The organism is Bacillus sp. (in: firmicutes) (assembly GCA_012842745.1).
Classification (GTDB): Bacteria; Bacillota; Bacilli; order Bacillales; family Bacillaceae_J; genus Schinkia.
On record DUSF01000041.1, the window covers coordinates 32,140 to 51,850 of the forward strand.

At 39.9% G+C, this 19,711-nt stretch carries 16 protein-coding genes; 1 reads left to right on the plus strand and 15 read right to left on the minus strand.

Annotation, left to right across the window (positions count from 1 at the left end; translation table 11 throughout):
- Positions 1–217 precede the first annotated feature (217 nt).
- The 10 genes from gatB to GX497_11035 form a co-directional block, all read right to left on the minus strand.
- Positions 218–1,648 carry an Asp-tRNA(Asn)/Glu-tRNA(Gln) amidotransferase subunit GatB gene (gatB, locus tag GX497_10990; GenBank protein HHY73722.1) on the minus strand — a complete coding sequence of 477 codons (1,431 nt, stop codon included), beginning with the start codon at positions 1,646–1,648 and terminating at the stop codon, positions 218–220.
- Between the two features lie 13 nt (positions 1,649–1,661).
- The gene (gatA, locus tag GX497_10995) at positions 1,662–3,122 is read right to left on the minus strand and encodes an Asp-tRNA(Asn)/Glu-tRNA(Gln) amidotransferase subunit GatA (protein HHY73723.1); all 1,461 of its coding nucleotides are present in this window, start codon (positions 3,120–3,122) and stop codon (positions 1,662–1,664) included.
- Between the two features lie 17 nt (positions 3,123–3,139).
- Positions 3,140–3,430, minus strand: a complete 291-nt coding sequence (gene gatC, locus GX497_11000) for an Asp-tRNA(Asn)/Glu-tRNA(Gln) amidotransferase subunit GatC (protein ID HHY73724.1) — start codon at positions 3,428–3,430, stop codon at positions 3,140–3,142.
- Positions 3,431–3,779: 349 nt separating this feature from the next.
- A complete protein-coding gene (locus tag GX497_11005; GenBank protein HHY73725.1) occupies positions 3,780–4,916 on the minus strand; it encodes a CamS family sex pheromone protein in 1,137 nt (378 codons plus the stop codon).
- A gap of 13 nt (positions 4,917–4,929) precedes the next feature.
- The gene (gene ligA / locus GX497_11010; protein ID HHY73726.1) at positions 4,930–6,936 is read right to left on the minus strand and encodes an NAD-dependent DNA ligase LigA; all 2,007 of its coding nucleotides are present in this window, start codon (positions 6,934–6,936) and stop codon (positions 4,930–4,932) included.
- A 16-nt stretch (positions 6,937–6,952) separates the two neighbouring features.
- A complete protein-coding gene (gene pcrA / locus GX497_11015) occupies positions 6,953–9,187 on the minus strand; it encodes a DNA helicase PcrA (GenBank protein HHY73727.1) in 2,235 nt (744 codons plus the stop codon).
- Between the two features lie 11 nt (positions 9,188–9,198).
- Positions 9,199–9,891, minus strand: a complete 693-nt coding sequence (locus tag GX497_11020; GenBank protein ID HHY73728.1) for a heptaprenylglyceryl phosphate synthase — start codon at positions 9,889–9,891, stop codon at positions 9,199–9,201.
- Positions 9,892–10,026: 135 nt separating this feature from the next.
- The gene (locus tag GX497_11025) at positions 10,027–10,344 is read right to left on the minus strand and encodes a hypothetical protein (protein ID HHY73729.1); all 318 of its coding nucleotides are present in this window, start codon (positions 10,342–10,344) and stop codon (positions 10,027–10,029) included.
- A gap of 8 nt (positions 10,345–10,352) precedes the next feature.
- Positions 10,353–11,450 carry a DUF3048 domain-containing protein gene (locus GX497_11030; GenBank protein HHY73730.1) on the minus strand — a complete coding sequence of 366 codons (1,098 nt, stop codon included), beginning with the start codon at positions 11,448–11,450 and terminating at the stop codon, positions 10,353–10,355.
- 87 nt (positions 11,451–11,537) lie between these two features.
- A complete protein-coding gene (locus GX497_11035) occupies positions 11,538–13,283 on the minus strand; it encodes an adenine deaminase (protein ID HHY73731.1) in 1,746 nt (581 codons plus the stop codon).
- Between the two features lie 118 nt (positions 13,284–13,401).
- Here GX497_11035 and GX497_11040 point away from each other — a divergent pair, with 118 nt between their 5' ends.
- The gene (locus GX497_11040; GenBank protein ID HHY73732.1) at positions 13,402–13,680 is read left to right on the plus strand and encodes a DUF2892 domain-containing protein; all 279 of its coding nucleotides are present in this window, start codon (positions 13,402–13,404) and stop codon (positions 13,678–13,680) included.
- An 88-nt stretch (positions 13,681–13,768) separates the two neighbouring features.
- On the opposite strand, the gene purD is transcribed toward GX497_11040, so the two are convergent.
- The 5 genes from purD to GX497_11065 all read right to left on the minus strand — a co-directional run bounded on the left by purD (position 13,769) and on the right by GX497_11065 (position 19,705).
- Positions 13,769–15,040 (minus strand): phosphoribosylamine--glycine ligase, encoded by a 1,272-nt coding sequence (purD, locus tag GX497_11045; GenBank protein HHY73733.1) that lies wholly within the window; start codon positions 15,038–15,040, stop codon positions 13,769–13,771.
- Positions 15,041–15,058: 18 nt separating this feature from the next.
- Positions 15,059–16,597: a bifunctional phosphoribosylaminoimidazolecarboxamide formyltransferase/IMP cyclohydrolase gene (purH, locus tag GX497_11050; GenBank protein HHY73734.1), complete on the minus strand. Its 1,539-nt coding sequence runs from the start codon at positions 16,595–16,597 to the stop codon at positions 15,059–15,061.
- Positions 16,597–17,172, minus strand: coding sequence for a phosphoribosylglycinamide formyltransferase (gene purN / locus GX497_11055; GenBank protein HHY73735.1), 576 nt, complete (start codon positions 17,170–17,172; stop codon positions 16,597–16,599). The genes purH and purN overlap by 1 nt, the downstream gene beginning before the upstream one ends.
- Positions 17,169–18,209 (minus strand): phosphoribosylformylglycinamidine cyclo-ligase, encoded by a 1,041-nt coding sequence (locus tag GX497_11060; protein HHY73736.1) that lies wholly within the window; start codon positions 18,207–18,209, stop codon positions 17,169–17,171. The genes purN and GX497_11060 overlap by 4 nt, the downstream gene beginning before the upstream one ends.
- A 107-nt stretch (positions 18,210–18,316) precedes the next feature.
- The gene (locus tag GX497_11065; GenBank protein ID HHY73737.1) at positions 18,317–19,705 is read right to left on the minus strand and encodes an amidophosphoribosyltransferase; all 1,389 of its coding nucleotides are present in this window, start codon (positions 19,703–19,705) and stop codon (positions 18,317–18,319) included.
- Between the last annotated feature and the right edge of the window lie 6 nt (positions 19,706–19,711).

Here is a 19,711-nt window from a genome sequence, read left to right on the forward strand (position 1 = left end):
GCCCCGGAATTCAGACAAGGATTGGTGCGAATTTCGGGGATTGTCCACATAAATTCGACGAATTTTATTGCTATATCCACGAAATTTTTGTTTTATCCACGAAACTCGCTGTTATATCCACGAAACTAAAGCGTTTTTCCACATTTGACTGATTGCCACACAAATAAAGTACCAAAACCAATGCAACATAAAGCATTGGTTTTGGTACTTATATTTATTAAAGCTTATCAAGCTCTTCCACGATTAACTGGTTCACCATTTGTGGATTTGCTTTTCCTTTTGTTGCTTTCATAATTTGGCCGACGAAGAAGCCAGCTGCTTTTTTGTTACCGCTCTTATAGTCTTCGATTACCTTCGGATTACTGCTAACAACTTCCGCTACAATCGCACGAAGTTCGCCTTCATCGGAAATTTGTACTAGACCTTTTTCTTCGACAACTCTCTCTGGGTCGCCGCCATTCTCAACTAATTCTTTGAAAACATCTTTAGCAATTTTAGAAGAAATTGTACCTTTTTGAATAAGTTCAATCATTTTTCCCAATGCCTCAGGAGTAAGCTTCACTTCAGCTAACTCAACGTTATTAGCGTTAAGATAAGCTGAAAGTTCACCCATAATCCAGTTTGATGCTTGTTTAGCGTCTGCACCTACCGCAACGGAAGCTTCGAAAAAATCGGAAGTCTCCTTTGAAACTGTTAAAACCGCTGCATCATAAGCTGGTAAACCAAGTTCACCAATATAGCGCTCACGGCGTGCATCCGGCAACTCAGGAATTTCCGCTCGAACACGGCTCATCCATGCTTCATCAATCACAATATCAACTAAGTCCGGCTCTGGGAAATAACGATAATCGTCAGAGCCTTCCTTGACACGCATTAAAATTGTTTTCTTTTTCGCATCATCATAACGGCGCGTTTCCTGCTGAATGACACCGCCAGCTATAAGCACTTGCTCTTGGCGTCTTTCTTCATATTCTAAGCCGGCACGCACGAATGCAAATGAGTTTAAATTCTTTAATTCTGTTTTTGTACCGAATTTCTCTTGGCCCACAGGACGCAAGGAAATATTGGCATCACAGCGCAAGGAGCCTTCTTCCATTTTACAGTCAGAAACACCTGTATATTGAATGATTGACTTTAATTTTTCCAAGTAAGCATACGCTTCTTCAGGTGAACGCATATCTGGTTCAGAAACGATTTCAATCAGCGGTGTACCTTGACGGTTTAAATCCACTAATGAATGACCGTCACCTGTATGCGTCAGTTTCCCAGCATCTTCTTCCATATGAATTTGCGTAATTCCGATACGTTTCTTTTTACCGTCCACTTCAATATCAATCCAGCCACGTTTCCCAATTGGCTTATCAAATTGCGAAATTTGGTATGCTTTCGGATTATCTGGATAAAAATAGTTTTTGCGGTCAAACGTTGTGATTGGCGCAATTTCACAGTTTAATGCCATTGCTGCCTTCATTGCAAATTCAACAGCTTGGCGGTTGACAACTGGCAATACGCCTGGATGCCCTTGGCAAATCGGACAAGTATTGCTGTTAGGGGCTACTCCAAATTCATTTGAACAATCACAAAAGATTTTTGTATTTGTTTTTAGCTCAACATGGACTTCAAGTCCGATGACTGTTTCAAAAGCCATTTCTCGTTCCCCCTTACAGATTCGGTCTTTGTCGTGTAAAATCTGTTGCTTGCTCATAAGCATGTGCTACACGATAGACCGTACTTTCATCAAAATACTTTCCAATGATTTGCAAGCCGATTGGCAGGCCATCACTTGAAAATCCGCATGGAACTGAAATACCTGGAACACCAGCAAGGTTAACAGGAATTGTTAAAATATCTTCGACATACATTGTTAATGGGTCATTTGCTTTTTCACCAATTTTGAATGCTGGTGTTGGGTTTGTTGGCCCAAGAATGACATCATATTTTTCAAACACTTCATCAAAATCATTTTTAATTAATGTTCGTACTTTTTGCGCTTTCTTATAATAAGCATCATAATAACCTGAACTTAAAGCAAATGTTCCGAGCATAATGCGGCGTTTTACTTCGTCGCCAAAGCCTTCGCTGCGGGACATTTTAAATAAATCGATAATATTTTTCGCATTGTCTGAACGGACGCCATAGCGGACACCGTCAAAACGAGAAAGGTTGGCAGATGCTTCCGATGAAGAAAGTAAATAATACGTTGCCACTGCATATTTTGAATGCGGAAGTGATACTTCTTCCCAAACCGCACCCTGAGATTCCAACACTTTCAGGGCACTCATTACAGCTGCTTTAACATCTTCACGTACACCTTCACCGATATATTCTTTTGGTACAGCGATTTTTAACCCTTTAACATCACCTGTTAAGGCAGATAAATAATCAGGAACTTCGACATTAGCAGAAGTTGAGTCCATTTTGTCATGTCCAGCAATTGCTTGTAATATGTAAGCATTATCTTCAACACTTCTAGTGATTGGGCCAATTTGGTCTAATGACGATGCATAAGCAACTAAGCCAAAACGTGATACTAATCCGTATGTCGGTTTCAAGCCAACGACACCACAAAAAGCAGCTGGCTGACGGATGGAGCCACCTGTATCAGAGCCTAAAGCAAATGGCACTTCACCAGCTGCAACTGCCGCCGCCGAACCGCCGCTAGAACCGCCTGGTACATAGTCTAGATTCCAAGGATTTTTCGTAGGGTAAAAACCTGAGTTTTCATTTGATGAACCCATCGCAAATTCATCCATATTACATTTTCCGATAATGATTGCTTCTGCATTATGTAACTTTTCCGTAACAGTTGCATCGTAAACAGGATCAAAGTTTGCTAGAATTTTGCTAGCACAAGTTGTCCGAAGTCCTTTCGTTACGATATTATCCTTTACACCAATCGGCATCCCAAAAAGAAGGCCGAATTGATCTTTGGAGCTAATTTCTTGATCAAGCTTTGCAGCTTGTTCTCTCGCCGCTTCTTCATTTAATGTAAGAAATGCTTTTACTTTATCTTCTACCTTGCCAATGCGCTTGTAAGATTCATTAACAAGCTCAGTAACAGTTATTTCCTTTTTATGGAGCATCCCATGTAAATCAGAAATTTTATGTTCAAATAATGACATACTGTGCCCTCCTCTCCTTATTCAATAATCGATGGTACTCTAAATTGACCATCTCTTTGCTCAGGTGCATTTTTCAATGCTTCCTCTTGTGATAGCCAATTGCGTACAGTATCTTCTCTTAAAATATTTTTAATGTCTAATACATGAGTTGTTGCCTCAACATTTTCCGTATCAAGTTCATTTAAAAGCTCAGCGTATTCAATAATCGCATCTAAATGGCTTGTGAATTGTTCAGCTTCTTCTTCAGTTACCGCTAAACGTGCTAAATGCGCAACATGCTTCACTTGTTCGATTGAAATTCGTGACATTCCGTTTCCCCCCAATCTTTTTGTATATATAATCGTCAAATGCACCCTGGCTTGTTTATGCCTAGATTATAGCTGAGCCTTCAAGCCATGGAATTTGCTCATTAATTAACACAATACAATGATAATACCAAAAATGAATACGATTGTTCAAGATATGTCGACATTTATCGGAAACACGGAAATGGTTCTCTTGCTATTTTTTCGAATCCCCTGCCTTTTTTCCTGTAGAATCTTTTTATTGTCCGAGAAAAACTAGTTATTGTCCGAGCGGGGCAACTTATTGTCCGCATAGGGTCATATATTGTCCGGACAAGGCTGTTTATTGTCCGATTGCCATATATTGGCGCCCTTATCTAAAAATATGGACAAACGGTTTTTCCTCGCCACCATTCCTGCTTATGAGAGCCTCTTGGCCACCAATTGATGTAATATAAACTTGGACAGAAATATACGGTGGGAAATGATCAAGCATCAAGCCCGTAATATATTCTGTAAAGCCGATTATTTCTGCTTTACCATAGAACTGAATCGGAATATCAATGGTCATTTCCTGAAGCTGATCATTAACGTAGTAGCCGCGGCCGACTACACCAACATAATTAGGAAAATATTGTTCAATATCGCTTTTAAAGTTCATCATTCGCATATAATCATCATAATATGAATCTTTGCCTTCCTGGGATGGGAATAAAACGTGTTTTTCATTAATCTTTTCCCATTTGGAAATCGAATTGCTATTGCCACCTATATATGTTTTCGTAAAAAAATTACCTGGCACAACAGCGTCCCTTGGCTTTTCCTGGAATAATGCAATAACAATCGGAACTCCTTCCAACTCCTTTATGCTTTGCAGTTTTTGTAGAACTTGGACCGCAAGTGCCTTTCCTTGTTTCTCTATTTCCGCAGCATCTATAGGTTCATCTCTTGGATAGCCATTTGTCGGCTCATTAAAATTATAAACTGATTTCAAAGCAAGCCCAATGACGACACCAGCAAGCTCGACTTTATTTTCATTATTTTTTTTCAAATAATTTTGTTCCATTATATGTGACAAGTATTTTGGGTTTTTGCGAAACTCTTCTGCTGTTGCTGTTTTTTCATTTAACGGTGGATTCATACCCTCTGCATTTTTTTCGCTTTGTCTCCCGACCCAGCTTTCCGCCATTTTAGCTGTGACATATTGACCTTCTTGAAAATAAAAATTATTCGGATCGAAATGCTCTTGCGCGATTCTCATCAAGCCTATTTCCATCTCATCAATATCTAACCGATTGTATACCGTATAATTAGCTAGACCTCTTGCCTTCCCCTGCTTGAATGGTAAAATGGTGCGATAATATTCATCTGAGATTTTGTATTTTGGAATAATCGCTTGCTCCGTTGCTTCTTTTGTTTCTTGAACAATCTCCTCATCTTTCCCAAATTTAGGGGTGCATGCCGTTAAAACTAGTAAAAAAACTAGCATTAGTAATACACTTTTCTTCATTATTGAGGCCCCCTTATTTCTTTAATTCTTGAAGCATTCTCGCCTCATCCCATACTTCAATTCCTAGTTCAAGTGCTTTTGCTAACTTGGAGCCCGCATCTTCCCCAGCAATGACAATATCAGTGTTTTTACTGACACTTCCGGTAACCTTTGCCCCAAGTGCTTCAAGCTCTTTTTTCGCTTCGTTTCGACCCATCTGCTCTAGCTTCCCAGTCAACACAATTGTTTTTCCGGCAAAAATCGAGTCAATTTCATCGATATTTACCGCTTTCGGTCCTTTATAAGTCATATTTACGCCATATGATATAAGCTCGTTAAGCAATTGACTAACTTCAGATTTACTAAAATAAGTGACAATCGAATCAGCCATTTTATCGCCAATTTCATTAATATTAATTAAAGTTTCCATTGTTGCATTTTGGAGAGCATCCATCGTTTCAAACTGTTGCGCCAATGTTTTCGCTGCTTTTGCTCCAACATGACGAATCCCTAAACCAAACAATAATTTTTCCAATGAATTATGCTTTGAAGCTTCAATCGCATGTAGCAAATTATCAACTGACTTTTCTCCCATTCTTTCAAGCTTTAACAGTTCATCCCGCTCCAATTTATAAAGATCAGCGACATCCTCGATTAAATTCGCCGCAAATAATTGGGTGATGACTTTTTCCCCTAAACCATCAATATTCATAGCATTGCGGGAAACAAAGTGAATAAGGCCCTCACGAATTTGCGCATGGCATTTCGGATTAATACAACGGAGCGCAACCTCATCATCAAAGCGGACAAGCTCACTGCCACATTCTGGACAGCCTGATGGCATGCTAAAATCCCGTTCTTCCCCTGTTCTCTTTTCTTCCACAACAGTAACTACCTCAGGGATAATATCGCCAGCTTTTTTAATAATAACGTAATCGCCAATTTTAATGTCTTTTTCACGAATCAAGTCCTCATTATGAAGAGATGCCCTTCTAACCGTTGTTCCGGCAACACGGACAGGCTCTAAAATTGCTGTTGGTGTAATCACACCCGTCCTGCCGACGCTTAGCTCAATATCAATTAGCCTTGTCATCACTTCTTCTGCTGGAAATTTATAAGCCACAGACCAGCGTGGACTTTTTGCCGTATTGCCAAGACGGCGTTGCTGGTCGAAAGAGTCCACTTTAATCACAATGCCATCAATTTCATAAGGTAAAGCTGGTCGCTTTTCGGTCCAGCCTTCAATGAACTGAATCACCTCATCAATGTTGGCACATCTTCTTCGTTCAGGATTCGTTTTAAAGCCGAGACGTTCTAAAAAATCTAGACCATCACTATGGGATTCCACTGGTAGTTCCTCAGTTGATCCAATTCCATAGACGAAAATATTTAAATTTCTTTTGGCGGCAATTTTCGGGTCAAGCTGCCGTAGGGAGCCTGCGGCTGCATTTCGCGGATTAGCAAAAAGTTCCTCGCCCTTCGCCTCACGCTCGTTATTTAATGCTCCAAAAGAGCGCTTTGGCATGTACGCCTCCCCGCGTACCTCAATATCGATATTTTCCTTTAATCTCAAAGGAATCGTTTTAATCGTTCTGAGATTGGTCGTGATATCCTCACCAACCGAACCATCCCCACGTGTTGCTCCTTGGACAAACAAGCCATTTTCATAGCGTAGTGAGATTGCCAGTCCATCTATTTTCAATTCACATACATACGAAAACTCTCCGCCAACATCTTGTCGAATGCGGCGGTCAAAATCGCGCAAATCTCCTTCATTAAAGGCGTTCCCGAGGCTAAGCATCGGCACACGGTGTTCAACCTTTTCAAAAGACTCTAATGGTTTGCCACCGACACGTTGCGTCGGTGAATCAGGTGTTACAAGCTCTGGGTGTTCTTCTTCAAGCATGATTAATTCCTGCATAAGCTTGTCATATTCAGCATCAGGGACTGTCGGTTTGTCGAGCGTATAATACTCGTAGCTATATTGATTTAACAAATCTTTCAATTCATCGATTCGCTTTCTATCGTCTTGTAGAGTCATATAGTAATACCTTCCCTTAAATCTTTGTAATAGGTGCAAATTGTGCTAAAAGTCTCTTTATACCAGTTGGTTGTGGAAAAGCAATATCAAGTTCTTGATTCGTGCCTTCGCCTTTCACACTTACAACCGTACCAACTCCCCATTTTTTGTGTTCCACCTTATCACCGACACGCCAGCCTACTAACTCGCCACCTGTTTTCGTAGCAACTGGGCGAACGACTGACTGCTGAATTGTTGGTCTTGGCATCCCACCGAACGGCGATACTGCTGATAGTTGTTTTTTCGCAGCCTCTTTAGTAGCTTCTTCTGCAAGATTTTCAATTAGCTCATCAGGTATTTCATTGATAAAGCGTGAAACAGGATTCATTTGCATGCGCCCATATAATGTTCTCATTCGCGCATTTGTTATATATAATTGATTTTCAGCTCTTGTGATGCCAACATAGGCAAGACGGCGTTCCTCTTCCATTTCCTCATCATCCATTAAAGAACGGCTGTGCGGGAATATGCCTTCTTCTACCCCCATTAAAAAAACAACCGGGAATTCCAACCCTTTTGCGGAATGGAGCGTCATTAAAACAACTGCATCTTGACTATTTTCCGTGTCTTTATCAGCTTGGTCAATATCAGAGATGAGCGCTAAGTCAGTTAAAAATGACACTAAGCTTTTATCTTCATTTGTTTTTTCAAAGTTTTTTGTAACCGATAAAAACTCTTCAATATTTTCAAGTCTGCCCTCAGCTTCTAATGTTTTTTCAGCTTTTAGCATGTCACGGTAGCCTGTTTTTTCAAGCACTTCTTCTACTAATTCAGTAACTGATAAATATTCCTGCATTTGATTCCAATTCCGAATTTGGTCGCGGAAATCCAGTAGTATATTTGTAAACCTTGAAGAAAGGCCGATAAAGTCAACTTCATTTAATGCGTCAATGATTGACATACCACTCTGCACCGCATATTCAGCAACCTTGTCTACTGTTGAAGCACCGATTCCTCTTTTTGGCATATTAATAATGCGCATAAGGCTTATGTCATCATCAGGATTAGCAATTAGACGCAAATAAGCTAGTAAGTCCTTAATTTCTTTGCGATCATAGAACTTCATCCCACCGACAATATTGTAATGGATATTTGATTTTAGTAAAACTTCCTCCATCACCCGTGACTGGGCATTTGTCCGGTATAATATCGCAACGTCTTGATAGCTTAATTTACCGCTGTCCACTAATTCTTTTATTTTTCCCGCGACAAAATGAGCCTCATCTCTCTCAGAATCGCCGCGATAATAAACTAATCGTTTCCCTTCATCGTTTTCCGTCCAAAGCTTTTTCGGCTTTCGATTAGTATTGTTCTCAATCACCATATTGGCTGCTTCAAGAATCCGTTTTGTAGAACGGTAGTTTTGTTCAAGGAAAATCACTTTAGCATTTGGATAATCTTTTTCAAATGATAAAATGTTGGCAATATCCGCGCCACGCCAACGATAAATTGATTGATCGGAGTCGCCGACAACGCATAAATTTTTAAAGCGAGTAGCTAAGGCTTTAACAAGCATATATTGCGCTCTGTTTGTATCTTGGTATTCATCAACATGAATGTATTGAAACTTTCGCTGATAAAATTCAAGTACTTCCGGAACACGGTCAAAGAGCTGGATTGTCATCATGATGAGATCATCAAAATCCAATGATTGATTTTTTTTCAGCCTGTCTTGGTATACTTCATACACTTCACTAACGATTTTCCTATAATAGTCACTGGCACTTTTGGCATACTCTTCGGGAGTAATAAGTTCATTTTTGGCACTGCTAATTGACCCTAGTATCGATTTTGGGTCAAATTTTTTTGGATCGATATTTTTTTCCTTCAAAATTTTCTTTATGACTGACAATTGGTCTGTTGTATCAAGAATTGAGAAATTACGATTAAAACCAATCCGTTCAATATCTCGCCGTAAAATCCTTACACACATCGAGTGGAAAGTTGAAATCCAAATTTCTTCTGCAGTTGGTCCAACAATGCTTGCAACGCGATCCTTCATTTCACGTGCGGCTTTATTTGTAAATGTAATCGCGAGAATATTCCAAGGGGCTACATCCTTTTCACTTAATAAATAAGCAATCCGATGCGTCAACACTCTCGTTTTTCCACTGCCCGCTCCAGCCATGATGAGCAATGGCCCTTCTGTAGCACGCACCGCCGCCTGCTGTTCTGGGTTTAACCCGCTTAAAAGCGTTTCACTTGTTTGCAAACTGAACACTCCTAACTTAAAGTTTTCACTGCACTAACGGTTTTTAAAGCGTTTGGCAAATCGTCATAAATGCTGTTTCCAACGATAATGGTATCAGCATATCGTGCCATTTCTACTGCCTTATCTTCGTCTGTAATCCCGCCGCCATAAAAAAGCTGTGTGCTCTGTAATGCCGCTTTCACCTTTTTGACAACTGCAGGATCACCATATGTACCACTATATTCTAAGTAAAACACAGGAAGATGGTAAATCCGCTCAGCCATTCTCGCATAAGCAACAACATCATCCACTTCCAGATTCGTGTTTGCTTCTGTTTGTACAGCAGCTTTTGCCTCAGCATTTAAGATGCAATACCCTTCGACAACAATTTCATCCCAATTCATAACCGCACCATATTCTTTTATAGCCTTGTGGTGCAAACCTACGATCCACTTTATATTTGCGCTATTTAATACTGTAGGAATAAAATAAAAATCAAATCCAGGTGTAATGGCATCAATATTGGACACTTCAAGAACACATGGAACAGTGTATCTACGCACTCTTGAAAGCATATGAATAGTATTATCAAGCGTAATGCCATCTGTTCCGCCAATCATGACGGCATCTGTACCAGATTCACAAATTAATTCTAACTCTTTATCGGAAATTTCCTTATTCGGGTCTAATTTAAAAATGTGCTTCCATTGTTTTATATCATACATGAATGGGTTCCTCCTGCTATACTCAACTAAAACGTATTATATCAAATTTTTTTCAAGAAAACTTTGCTGCCGATTACTTACAATAGAAAAAGCCGACTCATTGCAGAAATCGACTTTAGTAGTTTCGTTCAATATTTATTTTTCCACTTCAGCATCGCTTGTTTCCTTTTGAATGCGGTCTAAAGCCATGATATAGGCATCATTTCCAAAATTCAAACAGCGTTTTACTCTAGAAATAGTAGCGGTGCTTGCCCCTGTTTCAGTTTCAATGCGATGGTATGTAAATCCTTCTCTTAACATCCTCGCAACCTCTAACCTTTGGGCTAACGACTGAATTTCATTCACCGTACATAAATCATCAAAAAAGCGGTAGCATTCTTCGATATTTTCCAAGGAAAGAATGGCTTCAAAAAGCTGATCTAGTGATTTCCCTCTCAGTTTTTCTATTTGCATATCTACCATCACTCCTTATCTTCTATCTGAAAAGAAATCATTTTTTCTAAACCTGGACGAGTTGGAATGACATTGACCCATGTATGGCCTGGTACGAATCCCGCGTCCTTCCCATCTACATATGGAACAATCCGACCATCATGATTTTTCCATTCAATTTCTCGGACAACCCCTCTTTGGACTAAATAACCATTTCCGCCGCCATTTAAGTCGATTTTAAGACGACCCGCATCATCAATCACTTTATGCGGAGCTTCGATAATTAAAAGATTATCGACAGCAATTGGTGTTTTTGTTTCACGATTCTTATCCTTAACTCCATTAACATAGCGTTCGTATTTTAATAAATCCTCATTATATATAAAGCTTGTCTTATAGGAACTTGAATACGTGACTACTATTTCTTTCGCTTCTTCACCGCTGATAGATTTGATTTCTTCTCCCGTTAAAAAAGTAAACGGCTTAACATTTTGTGTTAATGAGAATTTTCGTTTTTCAGCACCTTTGATTAAATTTTCATTCGTTGTATAGACATTATGAGGGGCGGTGCGAGACTTTTCGCGATAAAAAAATTGATCATCTGCATACCCCTTGCGGATAATCCCGCCAATATAGTCAGTAATCTCCCTATTTTGCAGCAAATGAAAGGACTCAGGACTTCCCCCATAGGCAACATAAATAGCTCCTAAACCTTTACTTAAATAAATATAATAATCCCTTGCACTACGAACAGGACCGATTATATCAGGAAGTTCACTTTGATAAACAGCTAGAAATCTCGTTATCGAGCCTTCCGCTAATATTTCATAAACAAGATCTGCTTTTTCAAGCCCCGATTGTGGGCGTGCCTTAGGATGATTATTAATCATCACTGCAAAAATACGCTGATTGGCCTCTTTATACGTTCCCACACCTGTTAAAGGATAAAAGTTAGAAAACGGAATATTTGATTTCCTTCCATTTTCACCTCTTAGCTCTAAGTCAACATCGTTTATTGCAGGTTGTCCATTAGGTGTGCTGGATGCTTCCTCATTCTTATTACATCCAGTTACTAGAATTGTTGCTAAAATTCCTATAGTGCATAACGTTTTTATCGGATTTTTCATCTAACCCACAATCCTTTTTAAAAGGGGCTAGGACTCCATATAGTTTTGTGAAGTCTAGTCCCTACGTTCTTTTCACACTTTATTAGTTTAACGCATAATTGAAGGAAAAAGTACTGTTTTTTTCATCACATCAAAAATTCCTTGCGGTGTTACGCGAATATACGGCAAATGTGTTGATGATAAAAATAATAATGTATAAACCGGGTCAATAAATTTATAGCCTCTTTCCTGCAATAAATGAAATAACTCTACTTCTTCAATCATTAATTCTTCAAGTTTTTTCGTTGACATAATTCCATTTAACTTCAATTCGATTTCATAAATAATTTTGTCATTTTCTGCTAAAACGATACCGCCGCCAATCTCTTTCATCCTCTGAAAAGCTGTTAACATGTCTTTTTTATTCTTTCCAATCAGAATGATGTCACCGGTGTTTGAATAAGAGCTTACAAAGCCCGTCACTTTACTTGAAAACCCTTTAATAATCGTATTGATTCTCCATTTTCCATTTTTATCAACAAGCATTAAGAAGCTTTCATCATGGTCTGTTGGCAATTCATCAACAGATACATCAAACCCAATCGAATAAGGCTGCATAATAACAGAGTTAATCATTTCCACCCCGAAGGGCATTGAGAATTGCATATCATCCATCGTTAATTCCCAATCAAAAGCTTGCGGTTTAATCCCGAACTCTTCCCATGAAAATGTTTCTGCTTTAGTAATCGGAATTCCATCTTTTCGCACCCATTTGCCTTTCGCAAGGACAGAAACTGGCTTTGGATTCCGTATATCTTCTAAAATATTTAAATGAGCAATTCTACCTGGACCAATCATACCGTGAAAATGGTCAATATTATAATACTTTGCCACATTATAAGAGCCCATATTATAAGCATCAATTTCGGGTATACCTTTTTCAAGGGCAATTTTTATCGTTTTATCGATGACCCCATCTTTATAAAATGCAGGTGGTGAACCATCGGTTGTAAACATTAAGCGGTCAAAATTGTCGACACCTAGCCCAAGAATTTCATCTAACAGCTTTGGTAAGTCAGGGCGAATCGAGGAATACCTTAAAGACGTTGTATATCCTTGCGTAAGCCTTAGTAACACGTCTTCACCAGTCATCGCCTCATGGTCACAATCAACACCTAATAAGAGCATTTTTGTCAATGTTTTTTCAGAGGCACCAGGAAAATGGCCTTCAATGGGTTTTCTTAAGCGCTTCGTTTCCTGTATCCAGTGCAGTAGCAGATCATCGCCGTCTAGAGCTCTTGGCCATGAAGTCAGTTCTCCACCTTGCATGACTAAATCATGTTCAAGCCAATCTTGAATATTTTCAGGGGAAAAAATTTGGGCCTCGCTCGGGATTTCTGTTTGTGAATCATACCTGCACCACCAATACATCGAACTTGGCAATGAATTAAGCTCCTCTATTAAAGAAAACGCTTTCTTTTTTGGCAAATGCAAAGCAATCATTAAATTATCATTAATAAGTGTTGTCGTCCCACATTGCGATGCATACTCAGCAAATGTATGGGGATTATATAACTGAAAAGGATGGACATGTGGTTCTATATAGCCAGGCACAATATAGAAGTCTTCACAATCAACAATTTCAGTGTTATTCATTTTTTCAGGAAGATTGCTTCCAACATAAACGATGCGATCTTCGTAAATCCAAATATTAGCTTTCAGCCATTTACGCAGCGCTTGGTTTAAATAGGTTGCATTTTTTAGAAGTATTGATGGCGACTTTTTCCCGTTTATTACAGCAATTTGTTCGCGGATAAGCTTTGTCCTCCATCGATAGCGATCAAGCATAGTGATCCTCCATTCTGCTAACACATTCGTACTCTAATCGTACCATATTTCTTAATTTAACGCACTAAAGACGTTTTATAATTTTATTTTAAAAATACTTGTAATCTTAGGAGGTAAAAAAATAATGAAACCAAATATCGGAACTGTTAATGCGCTTATCCGGATGACCTTCGGCTTTGCTACGCTTGCTTGGGCAACTGCCAAAATGGTGAAACAGCCTTGGCGAGATTCATTTTTCTGGGTGGCATTGATGGCGGGAATGAAAATAGCAGAAGGAATTACAAAATTTTGTCCAGTGACCGCCCTTTTTGAACAGTACAAGGAAAATCAGCAAGATGACGACAAAAGCCAAACTCCAGAAACACCGTTAGCTTTAGTAGAAAATATTATTAATCCAACATGATTTAGTTCACAACTTCCATTTAGATGCATCCTTTGTCTATGTAAAAAGAAAAGGGGCAAGATAATCCTTGCCCCGTAAGTAAGTAACTCTATTTTGAAATCGAATGTGCAATCGCACGGTATCCAATGTCCTTGCGGTAGAATAGACCGTCGGAATGGACTTTTTCTAATTGTTGATAAAGGCGGCTTTGTGCTTGAGCAAGGTCGCTTCCTCTTGTTGCTGCTAAAAGTACCCGCCCACCATTTGTAGTGAATCCAGCTTCAGTTTTTTTCGTACCGGCATGGAATACAAAAATATCGTCCGACATATCTCCAAGGCCATTAATTACATGTCCTTTTTCGTAATCATTTGGATAGCCTTTCGCTGCAAGAACAACACCGATGACAGCATCGTTTGACCAATTTAATTCAACAGGCTTACCATCTAAAATATCATTAATAAGCTGAGCTAGGTCATTTTCAAGGCGCGGCAAGATAACCTGTGTTTCTGGGTCACCAAAGCGTGCGTTAAATTCGATTACTTTTGGACCAGCTGCTGTTAAAATTAAGCCGGCATACAAAATACCAGTGAATGAGCGATTTTCTGATATCATTGCGTTTGCGGTTGGTTGTAAAATTGTTGCAAATGCTTCTTCTAGCACTTCGTTTGGAATTTGTGGAACAGGCGAGTAAGCACCCATGCCTCCTGTATTCGGACCTTGATCACCGTCATAGGCACGCTTATGGTCTTGTGAAATAACCATCGGATAAACTTTATCGCCCTTAACAAATGCCATGAATGAAAACTCTTCACCTTCAAGGAATTCTTCAATAACAACTTTGCTGCTTGCTTCCCCAAATTTCGCTTGATTCATCATTTCATCAATTGCGGCAAGTGCTTCTTCTAGTGTCATTGCGACGACTACACCTTTTCCCGCTGCTAATCCATCTGCTTTTATTACAATCGGTGCACCCTCAGCTTCGATATAGGCTTTAGCCTCTTCATAAGAATGAAAAGTTTCATATTTAGCTGTAGGAATATTGTATTTTTTCATTAAATCTTTTGCAAACGACTTGCTACCTTCAATAATCGCTGCTTCTTTGCGCGGCCCAAATGCACGCAGCCCTGCTTCTTCGAAACGGTTGACAATACCCTCAGATAAAGGTGCCTCAGGTCCGACAAACGTTAAAGTGATCCCCTCATCTTTTGCAAACTTCACAAGGGCATCATGATTCGACTCATCGACGGCAACAAGTTCAGCAACATCTGTCATGCCATCATTACCAGGTGCTACAAATACTTTCTCAACGTTCGGACTTTGTGCAAATTTCCATGCAAGGGCATGTTCACGACCACCGCGCCCGACTACTAGTATTTTCATTTAGATAACAACTCCTTTTTAGTGTTTAAAATGACGCACTCCTGTAAACACCATTGCAATTCCGTATTCATCACATTTTTTAATTGAATCTTCATCACGAATAGAGCCGCCTGGTTGAATAATGGCTGTGATGCCAGCTTTTGCTGCTTCTTCAACAGTATCAGGCATTGGGAAGAACGCATCTGAGCCTAATGCTGAACCTTTTGCATTGTCACCAGCTTGTTCAATTGCAATCTTTGCTGAGCCAACGCGATTCATTTGGCCTGCACCAACACCGATGGTCATATCATCTTTCGCTAGCACAATTGCATTAGATTTCACATGCTTAACGACCTTCCAAGCAAGTTTAAGATCTTTCCACTCTTGCTCAGTAGGCTCGCGTTTTGTTGGGATTGTAATCGTTGCTTCATCTAATCCAAATGTATCTTCGTCCTGAACAAGAAGACCGCCATGAATCGATGTCAATTTTTTCTCAGCTTTTTTATCTTCTGCAAAAGAAAGCGTTAATAAACGCAAGTTTTTCTTTTCAGTTAAAATTGCTAATGCTTCTTCACTAAAGGAAGGGGCAATAATGATTTCCAAGAAAATTTCTTTCATTTTCAAAGCGGTTGCCGCATCAACCTCGCGATTAGTTGCGACGATGCCGCCAAAAATGGATACTGGGTCAGCTGCATAAGCTTTGTCAAACGCTTCTTCAACCGTTGCGCCAACACCAACTCCGCATGGATTCATATGCTTTACTGCAACTGCGGCTGGCTCTGTAAATTCTTTTACAATACCTAAAGCAGCGTCAGCATCGTTAATATTGTTGTATGAAAGCTCTTTACCGTGAAGCTGATTCGCTGCTGCAATCGAAGATTCAGAGCCTAATGGTTTTTTATAGAATGTTGCTTTTTGGTGTGGATTTTCCCCATAACGTAAATCTTGGCGTTTTTCGAATGTAACTGTTAATGATTCTGGATCTTCCTCGCCAGCTTGTTTTGTTAAGTATTCAGAAATTACCGCATCATAAGCAGCAGTGTGACGGAAAACTTTTGCAGCAAGCTTGCGTTTTGTTTCAGCCGTTACATCGCCTGTTTCTTTAATTTCCGCCAACACACGGTCGTAGTCTCTTGGGTCAACAACAACTGTAACATCAGCATGGTTTTTAGCGGCAGAACGAAGCATTGTTGGGCCACCGATATCAATATTTTCAATCGCATCTTGGAACTCAACATTCGGCTTTGCAATCGTTGCTTGAAAAGGATATAAGTTCACGACAACTAAATCGATTGGCGTAATATTATGCTCACTTAAAGCCTTTTGATGTTCTTCATTGCCACGAATCGCAAGCAATGCACCGTGAATATTTGGGTGCAACGTTTTCACACGGCCATCCATAATTTCTGGGAATCCTGTTACTTCTGAAATTCCGATTACATTTACGCCATTTTCTTCAAGCGTTTTACTAGTACCACCTGTTGAAATAACCTCAACCCCGTTTTCAACTAGTGCTTTTACGAAAGGAACAATCCCTTCTTTATCAGAAACACTAACAAGTGCACGTTTAATTGCCATTACCTTTTCTCCCCCGAACATAATTTTTGAATTACTTTTGGATATAAAATGTGCTCAACTTGATGGATTTTTGCTTCAAGACTTTCCCTAGTCTCGTTATCATCCATCTTTACCGCTTCTTGAGAAATAATCGGTCCCGTATCCATTCCTTCATCAACATAATGAACCGTCACGCCAGTAATTTTCACTTTCGCATCAAAAGCTTGTCCAATCGCATCTTTTCCAGGAAAAGACGGCAAAAGTGACGGATGAATATTAATAATTCGCCCTTCATAAGCTGATAACAACGGTTCACCGATTAAGCGCATATAACCTGCAAGTACGATTAACTCCACATTGTTTGCTGATAACTCTCGTAAAATTTCTTGCTCATATTCTACTTTTGAAGCAAATTCCTTTGGTGAAAGAACCGCTGTAGGTACGCCCGCTTTTTCTGCCCGTTCAATGCAAAAAGCGCCTGGTTTATCACAGACAAGCAGGACAATTTCACAAGAAAGCTGACCAGCCTTGACTGCATCAACAATTGCTTGAAAATTAGTGCCGCTACCTGATGCAAAAACTGCTATTTTCTTCATTCTAAATTTCCTCCATTGAAGGAAACGCCCTCGCCATTTTCAACGCGGCCAATTTTATATGCTTTTTCCCCAAGTGACGCAAGTGTTGCAATCACATCATCTGCTTCGCTTTCTTTGACAACAGCCACCATACCGATGCCCATGTTAAAGACATTAAACATTTCGATTTGTTTTAGGTTTCCAGTCTTTTCAAGCAATGCAAAAATCGGAAGAATTGGCCATGTGCCATAATCGATTTCAGCACCAATTCCTTCTGGTAGCATTCTTGGAATATTTTCAATAAAGCCACCGCCAGTAATGTGTGAAAGGCCTTTGATGTTATATTTTTTGATTAATTCTAAAACAGGCTTCACATAAATTTTTGTTGGCTGCAACAATTCCTCACCTAAAGGGCGATTTAACCCTTCATATGTAGCTTGAAGGTCAAGGCCACCATCTTGTAAAAGTACCTTCCGTACTAATGAATAACCATTGCTATGAATGCCGCTTGAGGCAATGCCAACTAGAACATCCCCGGCTTCAATGCTTTCGCCAGTAATGAGCTTTGACTTTTCCGCAACACCTACTGCAAAGCCGGCAAGATCATATTCCTCAACATCATACATACCGGGCATCTCTGCCGTTTCCCCACCAATTAAGGCACAGCCCGCTTGCACACAGCCTTCGGCAACACCTTTTACAATCATTTCAATTCGTTCAGGAAGGGCTTTGCCACAAGCAATGTAATCTAAGAAATAAAGCGGCTCTGCTCCTTGAACGACAATATCGTTCACACACATGGCCACACAGTCAATGCCGATTGTATCATGCTTGTCCATCATAAAGGCGAGCATTAGCTTCGTACCAACGCCGTCAGTTCCAGATATTAACACCGGCTCTTTCACATTCATTTTTGAAAGATCAAACATTCCGCCAAAACCACCTAAACCACCAAGCACTTCAGGACGGACGGTTCTTTGAACATGTGCTTTCATGCGATTAACAGCTTCATAGCCTGCTTCAATATCAACACCGGCATTTTTGTAAGCATTTGACATGTCTCTTAATCTCCTCTTCTTCAATTCTTCACTAACTTCAAATAACATAGTTACGGCCCCTAATTCCCACTTTTTGTTAGGTGAGCAATTGGGGGCCTTGACAGCGATTAGCTACCACTAATAGAAGTAGTAGCTTTGTCGCTAGTTTGCTCAGGATAAATCTCAGTCGGATATTTTCCTGTAAAACACGCTAGACATTGTCCACAGTTTTCCTCGGCATCACTTCTGCCGATTGCCGTAAGCAGGCCTTCTTGGGAAAGAAATGCAAGTGAATCCGCGCCAATTTCCTGACGAATTTCTTCTATTGACATCGATGCAGCAATTAACTCTTCTTTTGAAGTTGTATCGACACCATAAAAACATGGAAACTCAATTGGTGGTGAGCTGATTCTTACATGAACTTCGGTTGCACCTGCATCACGAAGCAGTTGAACGATTCTTCTACTCGTTGTCCCGCGCACAATCGAATCATCCACCATAACAACGCGTTTCCCTTCAACAACACCACGTACTGGTGAAAGTTTCATTTTCACGCCACGTTCACGCATTTCTTGTGTAGGTTGAATGAACGTCCGGCCAACATAACGATTTTTTATGAGTCCTAATTCATATGGAATACCAGAAGCTTCCGCATAGCCAATCGCTGCTGAAATACTAGAATCAGGTACACCTGTTACAACATCTGCTTCTACTGGTGCTTCCGCTACCATTTGTTTACCTAAACGTTTGCGAGCACTGTGAACATTAATGTTGTCAAAGTCGCTGTCTGGACGAGCAAAATAAATATATTCCATGCTGCAAACTGCACGATTTACATTCATTGTAAATCGTTCAGAACGCAAGCCAGTATCATCAATGATAATGAGCTCACCTGGCATTACTTCACGCTCATATGTTGCCCCAATAACATCAAACGCACATGTCTCAGATGCTAAAACATAAGCACCATCAAGACGTCCGATTGATAGCGGACGAAAACCATTTGGGTCAAGGGCTGCCATTAATTTAGTTTCTGTCATGATTAAATAAGCATAAGCGCCTTTTACCATTTGCAAGGCATTCTTTACTTGTTCCTCCACGTTTAGGAAACCACTACGTCTAATTAAATGGGCTAGCACTTCGGTATCTGATGTCGTTTGAAAAATAGAACCTTGACATTCTAATTGATGCTTTAAAGCTTTTGCATTTGTCAAATTACCATTATGAGCTAATGCTAAGCTGCCGGTTTGTGAGTTAAAAAGAAGAGGCTGGACATTTTCACAGCCCCCATCTTCTCCCATCGAATAGCGCACATGACCGATGGCAGCCTTTCCTGTTAAACTTTCAATTTCGCCCATACCAAAAACTTCTGTCACTAAGCCTACATTTTTGGATATTTTTAAGGTTTCACCATCTGTCACAACAATCCCTGCACCTTCTTGACCACGATGCTGAAGACTGTGTAGTCCGTAATAAGTTAAACGCGCTGCATCAGGGTGTCCCCAAACTCCAAACACACTACA